This window comes from Paenibacillus monticola, from assembly GCF_009664975.1.
GTDB lineage: Bacteria > Bacillota > Bacilli > Paenibacillales > Paenibacillaceae > Paenibacillus_AQ > Paenibacillus_AQ monticola.
Genome location: NZ_WJXB01000001.1, coordinates 988302 through 1004752, shown reverse-complemented (window position 1 = coordinate 1004752; position 16451 = coordinate 988302). Strand labels below are relative to the sequence as shown.

Annotated in this window: 15 protein-coding genes; 3 read left to right on the top strand and 12 right to left on the bottom strand. The window is 45.1% G+C overall.

Annotated elements, in window-relative coordinates:
• Positions 1-470 precede the first annotated feature (470 nt).
• From GJB61_RS04225 to GJB61_RS04215, 3 genes are all read right to left on the bottom strand, one after another.
• The gene (locus GJB61_RS04225; protein ID WP_154117178.1) at positions 471-3617 is read right to left on the bottom strand and encodes a glycoside hydrolase family 2 TIM barrel-domain containing protein; all 3147 of its coding nucleotides are present in this window, start codon (positions 3615-3617) and stop codon (positions 471-473) included.
• A gap of 181 nt (positions 3618-3798) precedes the next feature.
• The gene (locus GJB61_RS04220) at positions 3799-4695 is read right to left on the bottom strand and encodes an RCC1 domain-containing protein (protein ID WP_154117177.1); all 897 of its coding nucleotides are present in this window, start codon (positions 4693-4695) and stop codon (positions 3799-3801) included.
• A 73-nt stretch (positions 4696-4768) separates the two neighbouring features.
• On the bottom strand, positions 4769-4999 hold the full coding sequence (locus tag GJB61_RS04215; protein WP_154117176.1) for a hypothetical protein: 231 nt from the start codon (positions 4997-4999) through the stop codon (positions 4769-4771).
• A gap of 129 nt (positions 5000-5128) precedes the next feature.
• Here GJB61_RS04215 and GJB61_RS31520 point away from each other — a divergent pair, with 129 nt between their 5' ends.
• A complete protein-coding gene (locus GJB61_RS31520) occupies positions 5129-5374 on the top strand; it encodes a transposase (RefSeq protein ID WP_154117175.1) in 246 nt (81 codons plus the stop codon).
• 141 nt (positions 5375-5515) lie between these two features.
• On the opposite strand, the gene GJB61_RS04205 is transcribed toward GJB61_RS31520, so the two are convergent.
• The 7 genes from GJB61_RS04205 to GJB61_RS04175 form a co-directional block, all read right to left on the bottom strand.
• Entirely contained in the window at positions 5516-8344 is a 2829-nt protein-coding gene (locus GJB61_RS04205) for a glycoside hydrolase family 3 protein (RefSeq protein WP_154117174.1), read from the bottom strand.
• A gap of 134 nt (positions 8345-8478) precedes the next feature.
• Positions 8479-10950 (bottom strand): EAL domain-containing protein, encoded by a 2472-nt coding sequence (locus tag GJB61_RS04200; RefSeq protein ID WP_154117173.1) that lies wholly within the window; start codon positions 10948-10950, stop codon positions 8479-8481.
• 79 nt (positions 10951-11029) lie between these two features.
• On the bottom strand, positions 11030-11356 hold the full coding sequence (locus tag GJB61_RS04195) for an EAL domain-containing protein (RefSeq protein WP_154117172.1): 327 nt from the start codon (positions 11354-11356) through the stop codon (positions 11030-11032).
• A gap of 280 nt (positions 11357-11636) precedes the next feature.
• Positions 11637-11765 carry a hypothetical protein gene (locus tag GJB61_RS32125; RefSeq protein WP_267490771.1) on the bottom strand — a complete coding sequence of 43 codons (129 nt, stop codon included), beginning with the start codon at positions 11763-11765 and terminating at the stop codon, positions 11637-11639.
• A gap of 65 nt (positions 11766-11830) precedes the next feature.
• Positions 11831-12190, bottom strand: a complete 360-nt coding sequence (locus GJB61_RS04185; RefSeq protein ID WP_154117170.1) for a response regulator — start codon at positions 12188-12190, stop codon at positions 11831-11833.
• Between the two features lie 228 nt (positions 12191-12418).
• On the bottom strand, positions 12419-12568 hold the full coding sequence (locus GJB61_RS31090) for a hypothetical protein (protein WP_195724231.1): 150 nt from the start codon (positions 12566-12568) through the stop codon (positions 12419-12421).
• Between the two features lie 121 nt (positions 12569-12689).
• Positions 12690-13937 (bottom strand): ROK family protein, encoded by a 1248-nt coding sequence (locus GJB61_RS04175; protein WP_338115660.1) that lies wholly within the window; start codon positions 13935-13937, stop codon positions 12690-12692.
• Positions 13938-14210: 273 nt separating this feature from the next.
• On the opposite strand from GJB61_RS04175, the gene GJB61_RS04170 reads away from it, so the two are divergent.
• Both GJB61_RS04170 and GJB61_RS04165 read left to right on the top strand, forming a co-directional pair.
• Positions 14211-14846 carry a chromate transporter gene (locus tag GJB61_RS04170; protein WP_154117168.1) on the top strand — a complete coding sequence of 212 codons (636 nt, stop codon included), beginning with the start codon at positions 14211-14213 and terminating at the stop codon, positions 14844-14846.
• Positions 14847-14857: 11 nt separating this feature from the next.
• Positions 14858-15394 carry a chromate transporter gene (locus GJB61_RS04165; protein ID WP_154117167.1) on the top strand — a complete coding sequence of 179 codons (537 nt, stop codon included), beginning with the start codon at positions 14858-14860 and terminating at the stop codon, positions 15392-15394.
• Positions 15395-15636: 242 nt separating this feature from the next.
• Here the strand turns inward: GJB61_RS04165 and GJB61_RS04160 are convergent, their stop codons facing one another.
• Positions 15637-16083 carry a V4R domain-containing protein gene (locus GJB61_RS04160; protein ID WP_154117166.1) on the bottom strand — a complete coding sequence of 149 codons (447 nt, stop codon included), beginning with the start codon at positions 16081-16083 and terminating at the stop codon, positions 15637-15639.
• A gap of 20 nt (positions 16084-16103) precedes the next feature.
• Positions 16104-16445: a cupin domain-containing protein gene (locus GJB61_RS04155; RefSeq protein ID WP_154117165.1), complete on the bottom strand. Its 342-nt coding sequence runs from the start codon at positions 16443-16445 to the stop codon at positions 16104-16106.
• Between the last annotated feature and the right edge of the window lie 6 nt (positions 16446-16451).

Genomic DNA, 16451 nt, shown 5'->3' with positions numbered 1-16451 from the left:
GTGAACAGAAAATCCCGGTTAATTCCTGTATTTTTTACAACATTCCTCTCGAAAAAAGCTGGATAAAGTTAAATTATTGGAGGAAATACGACATTTCGGTTCAAAAAAGAGTCCATGGCTAGTGAAAGTTGGATTTCATACAACAAGGACTGACTGTGGAGTAGACATAACAACTGTTGTTGTATTTTATCCAACATTTCCACAGGTGAGTGAGTCTATGTTTTCAATTGAACGATGCTAAGCAGCTTATAGATGAGATTATTGAAATCCCCCGATATCGATCTTCAATAATCTTTGCATGAGGCTCTAAATCGAGAGATCAAAAGTTCAACTTATATAGAAATGGAAATTAGATAATATATACTTATTACTTAACTCAGCGGGTTCGATTATAAAGGGAGGATTTCCCTCTATATCTAACTGTGAATCTCTATTTTTGAAAGAAGGCCAAAAATATACTGGTTTAGTGATCATCTTTTGAGTCTTTGCACAGCGTGGGAAAGAGCCGACCCCTCTACCCAAACCGGCTGCATCGTGATCGCGAACGAACGCTTCACTGCCTTCAGCAGATAAGGCTCCAGCGTTGGCGCATAACCACAGCTATGATTGCCGATCCCGCTTTGGACAGCATCCAGCTTCACAATCGTGCGGTTCAGCCGCTTCAGCTTATGCACATGGGTGGCAGTGGACATATCCTGTGTCGAATAATGATGAGCGCTTATATCAAATAAGGCCTCACTTGTAAACCTCAGCCCGTTCCCCTGTTTATCACTGAGCACTCCCCAGCGGGTATCCGTTTTGTTGCCATTTTCCTGCGGCTTGATGTAGGGAACGAACTGCTCCTGCACCAACCCGCTGTAAATGCCCAGCTTCCCGCTCTCCTTGCGATCGGAGTAGCACTCATGAGGCCCACGCCCGCACCAAGACATCGTTGTGAAACTCTCCGGCATGGATAGCTCCACTCCAAAGCGCGGCAAGGACGGCAGCTCCTTCAGCGGTTCGAAGTCAATTTGCAAATGGATAGTACCGTTAATTGACAGGGTGTAGACCATTGTTGAACGACACACCAAAGTGTCTCCCCTAGCACCCATCATTTGATGGACCGAGATACGACAGCCCTGACCGCCCAAATCCTGAACGGACACTTCCCTCACATCCGTATAAAGACGATCGTAGCCCGCCTTTACCCACTCTTTTACCAAATGAACATCGTTATCCACGGGAGCGCGCCATAAATTCACTTTCGGACTGGAAGCCACGAGGCTAACCCCTTTATGTTCCCACTCCGCCAGCATCCCTGACTCTTTATTAACAATCATCCAAAAGTCGCTCCCCCTCACGGTAATCGCCGTTTGGGATTCCTCCACCTGTAAGCGGGATTCGACGGATTCGACCGATTGAGTAGGTTCGAAAGCTACAGTATTCCCCAACAGCAGATCAGCCCAGGCTATTTCATGCCCGGCCTCTGCCCAGAGTGTAGCACTGCGCAAGGTGAAGGCCACATGCAGCCAATGCTCGCCTGGTTCATTCAGCATAGCCTTGTTCAGCGGGATCGGCATCTGCACACACTCCCCGGCTGGAGTATGAAGAACAGGCAGATCTCCTGTATCTACAATTACACCGTCCCGGAACAGCTGCCATTCGCCGCGCAAATGGGCCAGAGTAAGGAAATCGTAGCGGTTATGGATCTCCATGAATGTAGTACCCTTGTCTATCATCTTGATTGTGAGCGGCTCAATCACTTTCTTATATTCCAGCAGCGCAGCCTTTGGCGTACTGTCGGGAAATAGCAGACCGTCGAGACAGAAGGTCCCGCCATGCGGCTCCTCACCAAAATCTCCGCCGTAAGCATATCTTTCCGTTCCGTCTTCCTCCTCTCTAAGAATGGCCAGATCTCTCCACTCCCAGATCAGTCCACCCAGCAATCGCGGATAGGTATAAATCGCCTCCCAATATTCTTGCAGATTACCCGTCGAGTTGCCCATCGCGTGACCGAACTCGCACATCAAATAGGGACGGTGATCCTGCTTCTGACCCTCCGCGATCAGCATCTCTACAGAAGGGTACATCGAGCTGACAATATCTACGATTTCAGCATCATAAGCCCGTTCATAATGAACTGGACGGGTCGGATCAGCCGTCCGCACCCACTCCGCCATGGCGTCATGATTCGGCCCATAGCCGGATTCATTGCCGAGGGACCAGACAATCACGCAGGGATGGTTCTTATCCCGTTCCACCATTCGCCGCGCGCGGTCAATATAGGCTTCACGCCAGTCGGGATGCTTGGAGAGAAAGCTTTCGGCCGCCCCGCGTGCGAAGCCGGGAATCTCCTGATTCACCCGCTCGCCGGTCAGCGCGAAGCCATGCGTTTCCAGATCGGCCTCATCGATCACATATAAGCCGTAGCGATCACAGAGATCCAGCCAACGGCTGTCGTTCGGATAATGCGAGAGGCGGACTGTGTTGATATTATGCTGCTTCATCCGGATAATATCCTGCTCCATAGCCTCCACAGCAGTTACGAAACCAGACTTAGCATCAAATTCATTTCGGTTCACACCTTTGATGATAATGGGCTGACCGTTGACTAGCATGCGGCCTTCGGCAATGACAAGATCCCGAAAGCCTACGGCGATCCTGTATACCTCTAATATTTTCTTCTCACTGTCATTAACGGTTAGCAATAAGGAGTACAGATAGGGAGTTTCCGCTGTCCATAGACTGGGGGCATAGATGTTCTCTTTGATTACAATATTGATTTCACTCTGTAGCTCCGGCTGCAAGGCTTGTTCATACTCCCGCGCAAAAACAGTCTCGCCTGCCTCGTCTAATAAGACCGCCCGAAGATAGCATGGTTCTTCTATCTGCGCCCCCCTGTTCGCCACACTAATGACGGTCTCCAGCACACCTACGGTATAATTCTCCAGCAGCACTGTCTTCACCGCGGCATCTCTTATGCCAACTACCGGATGTGCCAGCAGGTATACATCACGAAAAATCCCGCTAAGCCGCCACTTATCCTGACTCTCCAGATAACTCCCCGAGCACCATTGATAAACCTCAACGGCCAATAGATTCGTTCCCGGCTGCAGCAGGTCCGTCACTCTGAATTCAGAAGTATAGTGGCTTCCTTCGCTGTAGCCCGCAAGCTGTCCGTTCACCCACACTTGAAATGCGGAATCTACTCCTTCGAATACCAGACTAATATTCTTGCCAGCCCAGCTCTCAATAATCTGAAACTCTGTCCGGTAGCAGCCTGTAGGATTCAAATGAGGGATATGCGGCGGATCTACGGGAAAAGGATACGGGCAGCTGCTATAATGCGGCTGTCCATATCCGTGTAGTTGCCAGTTGGATGGGACCGGTATTCGGTCCCATTGTTCAGCAGCGAAATCCGGCTGCTGGAAGCCCTGCGGCACACTGCCCGGTGCTGGCGCATAATAGAAGCTCCACTCTCCGTTTAACAATTGATAGAAGGGCGATTGTTCTCTTTTGTCGATGATAGCGCTTTCTATATTCTCGAACGGAATCATGTCGGCCCGCGGCAACTCACGGCTGATTCCTAATATACTTAAATCTTCCCATACAGGAAGCGACTCTGTACCTATTGTCATTTCACTACTCTCCTCCGCCAAAATGAACTAAAGACACACGGTGCCTTATTGTTAATCATAGTGAAGAAGCGCAGCTAACGGCATTAATAAAACCGACTCCTTATGTTGAAAAAACCCTTGCGGGTTGTTTACCTCACACCCACACCGCCCCGCTTGAACATTTGGTTATTAATATCGAAAACTACTTGCCGGGCAGTTGGATGCCGCGCCAGCCGCTTACATCGCATTGGCCATATTCATTATGACCCACAGCAACCACCGTGCCATCCGATTTAAGACCGACGGTATGGGCACAACCCGCCGCAATCGCCACAATATCGCGCCAATTACTTACATCACATTGGCCATACTCATTCCAACCCACAGCCGCCACTGTGCCGTCCGACTTAAGACCAATGGTATGATTACTACCCACCGCTATTGCCATAATACCGCGCCAGCCGCTTACATCGCATTGGCCATGTTTATTCAAACCCACAGCCGTCACTGTACCGTTCGATTTAAGACCGATGGTATGAAGATAACCCGCCCCGACCGCCACCATATCGCACCAACTGCTTACATTGCATTGGCGATACCGATTATTACCTACAGCCGTCACCGTGCCGTCCATTTTAAGACCGATGGTATGCCAGTCACCCGCCCCGACCGCCACCATATCACGCCAGCCGCTCACATTGCATTCACCTTCATTATTTCGGCCCACTGCTACCACCGTGCCATCCGATTTAAGCCCAAGGGTATGACGCCAACCCGCAGCAATCGCTACAATATCGCGCCAGTCATTTACATCGCATTGGTCATGCTTATTCCAACCCACAGCCACCACTGTACTGTCGGATTTAAGCCCGATGGTATGCGCATTCCCTGTGTTCGTCGCCATATGAACATTACCAGCCGCCACCGCCACAATATCGTACCAGCCGCTTACATCACATTGACCAGATTTATTATCACCCACAGCCGTTAACGTACCGTCAGATTTAAGCCCGACGGTATGACGATGACCTGCCGCTATGGTATCTTTTGGCCAGCGTTTCACCTTTAACGCCGCTTCTTTCGGAGATGCGAAATCCATATCTTACCTCCTCGCATTCTTTTCTTTCCATTCGCTCCTATTTGATCATACAGCATTCATGCAGGACCTTGTTTCATAGTGTTGGAACGCTTTCCGCAATCGACCAAAACAGAAGGGGCTGTCCCATAAACCACGAAATGGCTGCTTGGGGCAGCTCTTTTGTTGGAGTCAGATAGACGATTTCGCTTGTGAGGACGCTCCGCGAACGGACCGTTGTTCCAATCGCTGTGGTCTCCAGATTTTTTTCATTCCCCTTAGCGGTGAAAATCCGGAGACCAAGGCGAACGCTATCGCTTTTCCACAATCGTTCCGTCCGCTCCGCTGTTAAGCGGGAATCGTATCTACAATCCTTCTAAAAATCATAAAAAAAAGATACCTTTCTTTGGTAAAATGGAAGTGCGACCAACCATTTTAAATCAAGGAGAGGTTTCTTTTGTACATCCAATCTACCATGGACCAACTTTGCTTGCCAATGGATTTAGAGGACGACATTCCAGAAAATCATCTCGTTCGTGTCGTCAATACCGCCGTTAACCGGCTGAACAACCGGGGCTTCCGGCGATTTCTGCTTCGCGGCATGGAGAAAGTGACGCTTGAGGTCGGGTGGCTTTCGCTTGCTCACAATCTGCTGAAGCAAGCAACCAATGACCAAAAACGCAAAGCAGCGATTCCCCAATAACAGGTGAATCGCTGCTTTGCTTGCTTTTTATGGTTTTAAGAATAATGAGAACTGTCTCCTGTCATAAAAATCTACTTATGGGACAGCCCCATTTTAGCTTTTGTAATTTTGAAATAAGAACGGTTGTCTTAACTCCTCATCTTAATTCCTAAACTGAAAGCGACTAAGAAGAACTTCACCTGTAAAGACCAGATAGACATTGGTAGTCGTGGCATTAATAGTAGCTTCAGCTACCAAGCTTGCCCACTGCTGCTGTACTCCACCCGATGGTACATTCACTGTTCCTGCCAATTCTCCAGCAGGACTCTCCGTTCTGATCTCGATGCTGCCACCTTTAACCGAGGATACCCACGCCTCAAATCCCACTGCACCTTTATCCAAAAGCACATCATTGAACGCGATCCAAGCGCCATCCTTAACCGGATGGATAGAAGCTCCCCCTGACTTGCACTCATCCAGATACACGCCTTCATAATCATCGTAGTTCTCTGCTTGGGTACTAACATACAGATTGCGGGCAGGGATAGTCTCGCCATGAACCCTTACCTGCTCGGTAAGCTGAATATCCGCCGAGGAACGACCAACCAAGATGGCATATTCTCCATTCTCAACACAATATTGCTCACGTGTTACATCCCAGAACGCCAGCTCAGCCACCGGTAATGAGAACTCTATCGTTTGTGACTGACCAGCAGCAATATGGACTTTCTCAAAGCCCTTCAGCTGTTTGATCGGACGTTTCACCCGTGAGGCTAAGGCTTGAACATACAACTGAACAACCTCGTCACCATCGACAGCTCCGGTATTCTCAACCTGAACGGAAATATTCAGGGTTCCATCCTGCTCCAGCTTCTTGGAGCTTAAATGCAAGCTGTTGTATGACAGCTGTGCGTAACTCAGCCCGTGGCCGAAGGGATACAGCGGCTCGCCGTCAAAGTACATATAGGTTCTTTTACCCTTGATAATATCGTAATCCAATAGATCCGGCAGCTGCTCTACAGAACGGTACCAGGTCATATTCAGCTTACCAGATGGGCTATAGTCTCCGAACAACACATCGGCTACCGCATTGCCCAGCTCTTGTCCGCTGTGTGAGGTGTATAACACCGCCGGAATATGCTCGTCGATCCACGAGGAGGAAATCGGATAACTGCCGACAATAACTACAACCGTATTAGGGTTAGCTGCATAGACTGCTTTGACCAAGTTCTCCTGCTCCTCCGGCAATACAATATCCGGTCTGTCGATCTCCTCTTTGCCGTTTATCAACGGATGGTTACCCACGAATACCACTGCCACTTCGGCAGCTTTCGCCGCTTCGACTGCGGCTTGCAGACCGTCAACGACGATATTCTTTTTAAAAGAACGGGCATTCACATCAGCAGCCTGATCAGCAACCTGAAGTGTGCCATTGTCTGGATGGATCGAGATTAATTTATCATTCCAGGTCCGCAGAGATACAGTCCCCTCCGCTTCCGGCACCAGATTAATGGATTCCTTCACATACCAGCCATATATTTCATCCGCTGACACGGTAAGCGTCTCCGCCTCACTCAGTGTTACATATTGTCCCCGACTGGTAGATTGCAACGTATGACTTGCCCAGCCCCAGGCGGTATGATGGAACATCTCTCCATGCTCCAACGCTTCATTCACCACAGCCAGCCTTCCATCTTCTCCGGTAATCCCCACTACTTTGCCGTCTGCTGCCGAAGTCAGAATAATTTGGTCTGCCCCACTCGCAAAAACAACCTGCTTGCCCGGCAGCTTCTTGATTACACCTTGCAAAGGTGTTACTCCATAAGCCAATGTTCCAGAATACCAATCTCTGAAGGCTTCATCGCCCAATGGTCCGATTATCGCTACCTTAGACAATTTACTTTTGCTAAGTGGTAAGGTCTCATTGTCATTTTTCAGCATAACGATAGACTCTTTCGCTGCCGCAAGCGAGAGCTTGGCATGCTCTTTACTGAGCACAACGGAATCATCAATTCCAGCATAAGGATTCAATTCTTCAGGATCAAATTCTCCTAGACGGAAGCGGACTCTGAAGGTGTTCGCTAGTGCACGATCCAAATCTGCTTCGCTCAACAGGCCTTGGTCCAAAGCTTCGTGGATCACTTTGATCGTCTCATCCGTCTCTTCAGTTACACTGTCGATCCCGTTCTTGATCGATTCCGCCATCGACTGAGCGAATGACTCATAATAATGGTGATCCTTCACAATCCCGAATAAATCCCCGGCATCGCTGACGATAAATCCATCCATCTCCCATTCGCCTTTGACAATATCCATTACCGCCGGATGGAGAATAACAGGTACCCCATTCACCGAGTTATAGGCGGTCATCATAGATTGAGCACCACCCTCAAGAAAAGCAGGCTTAAAGGCTTCCAGATAATACTCTCTCATATTGCGCGGATCAATGCTGGATGAGCCAACTCCACGGTCAATCTCATTGTTATTGCCCAGAAAATGCTTAAGCGTTGCTACCGCTTTCAAATATACAGGGTGATCACCCTGTATGCCTTGCACCAGTGAAGTACTCAAGCGGCCAGTTAGCTCCGGGTCTTCACCATAAGCTTCCTCTGTTCTGCCCCAGCGTGGATCACGTTCCATATCGACCGTTGGCGCCCATAATGTCAGGCCATTCACCGTCGGATTCTTCTTGTAAAAGGCTCTAGCCTCATCTCCGATGGCTGCCCCGATTTCTTTCAGCAACTCCGGATTCCAGGTGCATGCTAGTCCACTTGGCTGCGGAAAAGAAGTGGCTTTACCTAACCAGGATATTCCATGCGCCGCTTCTGTGCCATGCTTGTAGCCCCCAACACCTAACCGTTCTATGGCAGCTTGATACTGAGGCATCAGGCTTACTTTTTCAGCAAGAGTTAATCTGGAGAGCAGATCCTGCACTCGTTCATTAAGGGGTACATCCATTTGTTGAAATGGATATGTAGCAGTTGACTTCATCTACAATCGCTCCTTCGGTCTATTTGATAGCGGTTTCATTAATCATAAAAGATTAGCGCTGCCAAGTACACCTGCACAATTGAAATAAAAATCAGGTCATAATTAGAGATTCTTATGGGCCAAAGCCTCAAAGTTTAGCTTCGGCCGATATTCACTTCATTATAAAATTTATTGAAATCCTCTACATTCAGAGGCTTGGAGAAAAGAAAACCTTGCCCTTCCGTGCAGCCTAATTGTAGAAGTGCTGCCTGCTGAATTTCGGACTCAATGCCTTCGGCGATAATATTCATTTCCATGCTTTGGGCTAAACGAATAATAGTGGTCAGTATTTTGTAATCGATATGATTTGTATCTGTCTCATTAATAAAAGAGCGGTCGATCTTCATGGTGTCTATGGGAAGTTTCTTAAGATAACTTAACGAGGAATAACCTGTTCCAAAATCATCCATGGAAATGATGAAGCCCAATTGCTTAAGTTGACTTAATATGACGAGACTTTCATCCCCTCTTTCCATAATACTTTCCGTGATTTCCAACTCCAGATCATGAGGATTCACACCGGTTTCTTCCAAAATACGTGTAATCGTTGAGATTAAGTTCTTATCATAGAACTGCCGTTTGGACAGATTAATCGAAAGTGGCAACAACAATTGAAATTGTCTTTCCCATTGTTTCAGTTGTTTGCAAGCTTCATGAAGAACCCATTCTCCAATGGAAACAATGAGACCTGTTTCTTCAGCGATGGGTATAAATTCGGTTGGGGAAATAATCCCCCTTTCTGAATGGTTCCAACGGCTCAAGGCCTCTACACCTGTAATTCTGCCTGTAGTCAAATTATATTTGGGTTGAAAATAAAGCTCTAGTTCATTTCGTTCAATCGCGAAACTTAGAGCGTTCTCTAGAATGCGCTTATGATTAAGGATCTCGTTCATATCCGAGGTAAAGAACTGGTATAGATTTCTGCCCTTTTCTTTGGAAAAGTACATCGCTGTATCAGCATTCTTTATTAACGTTTCTAAATCCTCACCATCGAGTGGATACATACTAATCCCGATACTCAACGTGAGCGTAATTTCTTCCACCTTATTGACAATAGAATGTGAGAATACACTGACAATCCTTTCGGCAATTTCGGCAACTTCTTCTTTCGTTATTTTCACCAGGATAATAGTAAATTCATCACCACCAATTCTTGAGACCATGCCCCTCTTACTCACAATATTTAATAGCTTATCCGCGGTATTGATCAGTAGAGTATCACCAACATCATGACCTAGGGTATCATTCACAAATTTAAAGCGATCCAAATCGAGAAACAAGACAGCAATGCTCTCCTGATTATGCTTAGCATGAATAATGGCACTGGTCAGATGGTCTCTAAAAAGCCTGCGATTGGGCAACCCTGTCAGCATGTCATGCAAAGCATTATATTTCAATTGCTCTTCGTAGCGTTTACGCTCGATCATGTCACGAAATACAAGAACAATGCCGATCACCTTATCATTACTATCCGTAATGGGTGCAGCACTATCATCTATTGGAATCTCTGCACCCTCTTTATTAATTAGAAGGGTATTAATATCAATCCCTACGCTCTTGCCTTGACGAAGGGCATTATATACAGGATTTTCTACGGGCTCTCTGGAATACTCATGAATCAGCATGAACAAATCAGAAATATCCAGGCCTTCTGCATCTTCGAAACTCCAGCCGGTGATAGCCTTGGCAACCGGATTTAAAAAGGTCACTTTCCCCCATCGATCCGTCGTAATGATTCCGTCACCAATACAATTTAGCGTCGTTGACAGTAATTCTTCACGATCCCGATGCAATTCTTCATTCCGCTTCTGATCTGTAATATCTGTACGAATAGCAATATATTGAAAGGGTTCTCCTTCTGTTACGAATGGAACAATCGTTGTTGTCACCCAATAGTGGCTGCCATCTTTCGCCTTATTCTTAACGTCCCCTCGCCAGATATTCCCTTGCGCGATGGTTTGCCACATCTCGCGGAAAAATGACTTAGGATGATGCCCGGAGTTAATGACTCGATGAGTTTTGCCGATCAATTCTTCTCGTGAGTATTTAGAAATCTCACAGAATCGATCATTCACATAAGTGATGATTCCTCTTCCATCTGTTTTGGCTACGATCGTTGATTCATCCAAGGCATATTGGATATCAGACAACTCTTTTAGAGTCTGTTTTAATTCTTCCTCCACTTGCATACGTTCAGTAATATCAGAGCGAATGGCAATATACTGAAAAGGCCTGCCATTTCTCAGAGAAGGAACAATTGTCGTATCTACCCAATAGTACTCACCGTCTTTAGTCTTATTCTTAACTTCCCCTCGCCAGATGTTTCCTTGAGCAATGGTTTGCCACATCTCACCGAAAAAATCCTTGGGATGATACCCCGAGTTAATGACTCGATGAGTTTTGCCGATCAACTCTTCTTTGGTATATTTGGAAATGGCACAGAATTTATCGTTGACATAGGTAATTACACCCTTAGCATCCGTTTTGGCTACAATTGAGGATTCGTCTATTGCATAAATAATATCATCAAGTTCATTTTGACTATCATGGTCAGAATACATGTTCATTATATTAGCTCCTCATATGAATACATGTGTTCTAAATCCCCTTGATTTTAACATATTAAATTTTAAATAAATAGGCGATTTATACGTTGATATGCTCTCTGAAATAGAATTCATTGAATTCTTTTTCGTTTAAAGGTTTAGAGAAGAAATATCCTTGTCCTTCCGTACATCCTAACCGTAAAAGTGCTGTCTGTTGCTGTTCAGACTCAATTCCTTCAGCGATAATATTCATTTCCATATTTCGGGCTAACTGAATAATAGTATAAAGTATTTTATAATCTTTATGATTTGACCCAATTTCATTGATAAACGAACGGTCAATTTTCAAAGTATCAATAGGTAACCTTTTAAGATAACTTAGCGAAGAGTAGCCGGTGCCATTACGGCCAGACACTCCTGATTGCATCTAGCATGAATGATGTCACTAGTCAGACGATCTCTACAAAGTCGACGATTGGGCAATCCGGTCAGCATGTCATGTAAGGCATTATATTTCAATTGTTCCTCATAATGCTTACGTTCAATGATTTCACGGAAAACGAGCACAACACCAGTAATATTCTCATAATTATCTTTGATTGGAGCGGCGCTATCATCTATTGGAATCTCTATACCCTGATTATTGATTAGAATGGCAGTATATTGAAAAGGCTTGCCCGCTTTTTTCGAGGGGACAATGGTCGATGTTACCCGAATAGATCATTCACATAGGTGATGTTTCCTTCTTCGTCAGTTTTGGCTAGAATAGCTGATTCATCCAAGGCATTTTGAACATCGAATAGCTCTTGTAGGGTTTGATTTAATTCTTCCTTCACTTTTGCACATTCAGAAAGCGTACAAATATCCAGCAGCTATGTAGGGCAAACAAGATTCGATTAACTTATGTTCTGAACTTATTTAAACTTTTTATTACAGTTTCACTTTTGTAGGGCTTTACAATAAATCCGTTAGCACCATTCATCATTGCCTTCTTTACAGCCAATTCCTGTCCTAGTGCAGAAATCATAATAATAATAGGGGAATCATCCATTTTATTGATCTCCGCCATACATTCAATCCCGTCCATTTCAGGCATTGTTATGTCAAGGGTAACGATATCCGGTCTCAATACTCGAATTTTCTCCAGAGCCTCTTTTCCATTTCCAGCTTCCCCAATCACCTCAAAGCCATTACTCTCCAGCAACAACTTAAGATGTGACCTTATAAAAGCAGCATCATCCACGATCAATACTTTAGTCATATGAATCCTCCTTCTAAGATTCGAGCTTAAAATCTGTTGTCAAAATTAATTTTGTTTATTCCCTCATTATGAGAGCGCGTAGGTCTTATTTCCTATCACCATAACTTCCTATTTTCAACAATTCCCTCAAGACTCTAATAGGAGTAGATTCCTACAAAAGCGCAAAACGAAAAAAAAACAACCCCAATACTTTTGGGCTTGCTTACTTGCTTGTATACCTGCATTATATCAGGCACGGTGCTCTCCGCGTGCGCGCAGCATCGTTTTTTTCTCGATCTTCAACAGTGTCAGATTCGTTGCCAGTGCCAGAGCGGAAACAAGAAGAGTACCCCACAGCATTTTGGGAAGCGAGTTCTGGTACAGTCCTTCAAAGAGCACAACCCCCAGGCCGCCGGAATTAATCCAAGCCGCAATTGTAGCAATCCCGATAACGGATACCGAAGCGATTCGCAGTCCACCTTTCTAGCAATCTTAAAATATAAAGGAATAAATATTTGAATTATATCTGAAGCTGCTTAAAAACCATAACGGCCGCTCCCATTGAAACCGCATTTTCCTGAAGTATTCCTTTTGAAAAAGTCGGTTGATATTCCGGAAAGTAATATATATTTTTTTGAGCGACTGAGATTGCAGTATCATAATAAATTCTATGCGCGTTAATCAGAGCACCGCCTAATATAACCGTTTCCGGATGAAGAATATTAATCAGATTCGCCAGCCCTATACCCATATAAGACGCCGATTGGGTAAAAATCTCATGAATGAAGGGGTCGCCTTGGTTAAGAGCCTCAACAAGCATGTCAAAATGAACAACATCAGACTCAAGTCCTTCCGTACTAGTGAGCCTGTCTCTTCTCATGTTCCGCTGGGCTCTAACCTGCTTTTCCAATGCTTGAACAGATGCAAATGCTTCCAGTGCTCCATAATTCCCCATATTGTGAAGCCTTGGCCCGTCCGTCTGAATGATCATCTGCCCAATGGACCCTTCCATGTCGACCGCTCCATGTACCAAATTGCCGTTCGACATCATAGCGGAACGCAGCCCTGTTCCTGCATGTACGTAAAGCATATGCTGGATATTATCGTTGCGTAGCACCCAATGCTCACCAATTAACGCTGTATTCGCACCGTTTTCGAGTATAGCCCGGATCCCAGTTGTATTTTCCAGCAACTCACAGATTGGCACGTCCGACCATCCAGCAGCGGGAAAATAAAGCGGGTTCAGTATATATCCTTTGTGACGGTCCAGCGGCCCAACAGCACCCACTCCTATGCCTGCCACCTTACTCTTGTCCAAATGATGCTCTGCCAGCATTGTATCCATACTGCTACTTATATAGTTAACCAGACGCTCAGGGGTCATGGCTCCATCCATGGTCCATCTACAGAAAGATAAAGTGTTCATCTCCAAATCAAATAAGCCCAGCGCAGAATACAGCCGAGATATCTCCAACCCGAATATTACTTTTTGTGTAGGGTTAATCTGATACAGAATGGGTTTCCTGCCCCCGGTGGACTGTCCTAAACCCGCCTCTACAATCCAGCCTTCATCTGTCATTTCTTCCAATAACCGAGTTAGGCTACTGCTGGTCATCCTAAATTCATCCATCAGCTCCGCCTTGGGAACATCCCTTTGACGGGCGATTCGTTCATAAATCGCTTTTTTTGTTGTGGAAGCCGCTAGACTAGGTTTGCTCATATGACCGCTCCATTTATTCGCATTATTCTTATCGGATATCAATTTCATTATATCTGTTAATATCCAAAAATGCTAGCAGCCGACTTTTTACCAATATGGAGTAAACTTGAGAATATTGTTTTTTAATTCCTATATTTTCGATGTGAATAATCATAATATTCATCAATAATAGTCTTTTTAGTCGTACAAGGAATACTAATACTTAAACTCAATAAAAGTTAATTTCGTTTTGGTAAAAAGATGCTATACTAAATACTGAAATAGCTAATTCTTTTGAAAGGTTTTCCCTACAACAAATACTACTCGGGAGAGAAATCCACCATGCGAAATGAATTTAAAAGTAAACTGGTCATGTTATGGGATTTGTTCTGGATTTTCTTTAAAATTGGTCCCTCCACCTTCGGAGGCGGATATGCAATGCTGGCAATAATTGATCGTGAGGTGGTAGAGAAGCGTAAGTGGATCGACGAGCAGGAGATGAGTGATCTTTTGTCCCTTGCAGGCTCTGCTCCAGGGGGGGTTGGCGTAAACTCCTCCGCATTCATCGGTTACCGTATGGGGAAAATCCCAGGTGCTATTGCTGCCGTATTAGGGATTACGCTTCCAACCTTTTTGATTATTTATATGCTCAGCGTTGTTTATTCACTTGTTCAAAATGAGCCAAAAATGCAATCTGCCTTTAAAGGCATCAACGGTGCCGTAATTGGATTGATCGCGGTTGCTGCTTACAAGATGGGTAAAGTTGCACTATTTGACCTAGCCACCATAATTCTAGCCTTAGGATCACTGCTAATGCTACTACTGACCGGATGGAATCCTATTTTTATGATTATGATGGGGCTAGCTTTAGGCATTATCATTATCTATGCGAAGCAACAGCTCGGAATGAACGTTATAACGGAGAAAGAATCAGTGAACGGCAGCGCTGTTTCGGGTGTAATTGAATATTATATTTAGGGGTGGACTCTTTGTTACTATGGCAGCTGTTTATATCGTTTATGAAAATCGGAATTCTGTCCTTCGGAGGGGGTTATGCGGTCATTTCTATGATTCAATATGAAGTGTATCGCTACAGCTGGCTCACTCCCGAAGAGTTTCAACGGATCGTTTCGCTCTCCGGTATGTCTCCGGGATCAATTGCCACGAATACCGCTACGCTGATTGGCTATAATACGGCCGGCTTATCGGGAGCTATAGCTGCTACGAGCGGAATTATTCTTCCTTCTCTCATTGTAGTTATTCTGATTGCTGCATTTTTTTACAAAATCCATTCCAATCCTTGGGTCAAGGCCTCCTTCTATGGTTTGCGGCCGATTATTACCGCATTAATTTTATATGCTGCCATTCATTTTGGATTCTCCAATCCAGCAGATTCTATTCTCCATTGGACATCTATTGCTACACTATTGATTAGTGCTGCGGCTTTTCTGCTTATTGTCAAATATAAAGTCCATCCACTTATGATCATTATCGGTTCTGCTTGTGTAGGGATCATCCTCTTTTAAACATTTGCTGCATTAAGCCTGTTGCCAGATTCTTCATTCTTTCGTCTGCATAGGCATAAACCTGCTTGTAGCTTGCGCAAAAATAGTCGACCTCCGAAGAACTCAAGTCATATATCAAAAGAACGCTTTCAAAGATACCTAAAATGAATAGGACAAAAAATACAAAAAAAGGTGCTGCCCCCTGATTACAATAGGGACAATCACCTTAATCATGAACGTTAGCGACAAAATATGACGAGAGCTCAGTACCTCACTTGATACTCACAATACTCATCACCGTGGACATTACACTTTACTTCCTTGACGGAGACACGTTTTCCCCGCATCTTGGTGAGAGCGCCTTCCATAATCGCTCCCTCCAGATCGCAGACCATTTTGCCTTCCATCACCGGCAAGCCTTCACAGAAGCAGTCATGTACGGCAACCGTCATCCCTTTCTCATCTTCGCTAAGAATCGTCGGGATGCCTATTTTCAAATTCTCGAATAACTCGAATAATTCCGTAACTGTTGTAACACCTAGCTCTTCCCCGATTTTCCGGCCTATAGTCACTGTCGTAGCTTTCCCATTCGCCGGCAGCGCTTGATAGAGACCAATCAGCCTTATCGTTCTAAATAGCTCGAGGGGGACGACATCCCCTAAGTTCTCGCGCTTAATTTTCTTCATATCCGCAAAAGTAAAATGGTCCATGATCTCACCACCTAACCCACTTATATATTCTGGGCATATCTTTCGTCGGGGATTTTACTTAGAACAACATAGAGACTAGTAGGAAGAGTTCCCGTATTCTTGAAAGAGAACTGCTCGTTGCCCTCGCAAGAAATGACATCATCCTTAACCAAGAGCGTTTCTGCTCCATTTACCGTAACCGTTCCGCCACCATCAAGCACAAGAATAAATACGGCGGTCCCTGGATGTTGATGGGTTGGCAGTTCCTGTCCTGGCATAAAGTTGAGTACAAATACTACACTTTCACCGCTTTTGAACACAATCCGTTTCGTGAATTTGTCCTCATTATAGTCTTTGATTGATTGTAGCCCTTGTTTTTCCATTAGAAA

Excerpts from the sequence above, each read along its gene's own strand:
- GJB61_RS04225 (WP_154117178.1), bottom strand. The coding sequence starts at position 3,617 with ATGACAATAGGTACAGAGTCGCTTCCTGTATGGGAAGATTTAAGTATA.
- GJB61_RS04195 (WP_154117172.1), bottom strand. The coding sequence starts at position 11,356 with ATGCAATCAGGAGTGTCTGGCCGTAATGGCACCGGCTACTCTTCGCTA.
- GJB61_RS04200 (WP_154117173.1), bottom strand. The coding sequence starts at position 10,950 with ATGAACATGTATTCTGACCATGATAGTCAAAATGAACTTGATGATATT.
- GJB61_RS04175 (WP_338115660.1), bottom strand. The coding sequence starts at position 13,937 with ATGAAATTGATATCCGATAAGAATAATGCGAATAAATGGAGCGGTCAT.
- GJB61_RS04155 (WP_154117165.1), bottom strand. The coding sequence starts at position 16,445 with ATGGAAAAACAAGGGCTACAATCAATCAAAGACTATAATGAGGACAAA.
- GJB61_RS04220 (WP_154117177.1), bottom strand. The coding sequence starts at position 4,695 with ATGGATTTCGCATCTCCGAAAGAAGCGGCGTTAAAGGTGAAACGCTGG.
- GJB61_RS04160 (WP_154117166.1), bottom strand. The coding sequence starts at position 16,083 with ATGGACCATTTTACTTTTGCGGATATGAAGAAAATTAAGCGCGAGAAC.
- GJB61_RS04205 (WP_154117174.1), bottom strand. The coding sequence starts at position 8,344 with ATGAAGTCAACTGCTACATATCCATTTCAACAAATGGATGTACCCCTT.
- GJB61_RS04185 (WP_154117170.1), bottom strand. The coding sequence starts at position 12,190 with ATGACTAAAGTATTGATCGTGGATGATGCTGCTTTTATAAGGTCACAT.
- GJB61_RS04170 (WP_154117168.1), top strand. The coding sequence starts at position 14,211 with ATGCGAAATGAATTTAAAAGTAAACTGGTCATGTTATGGGATTTGTTC.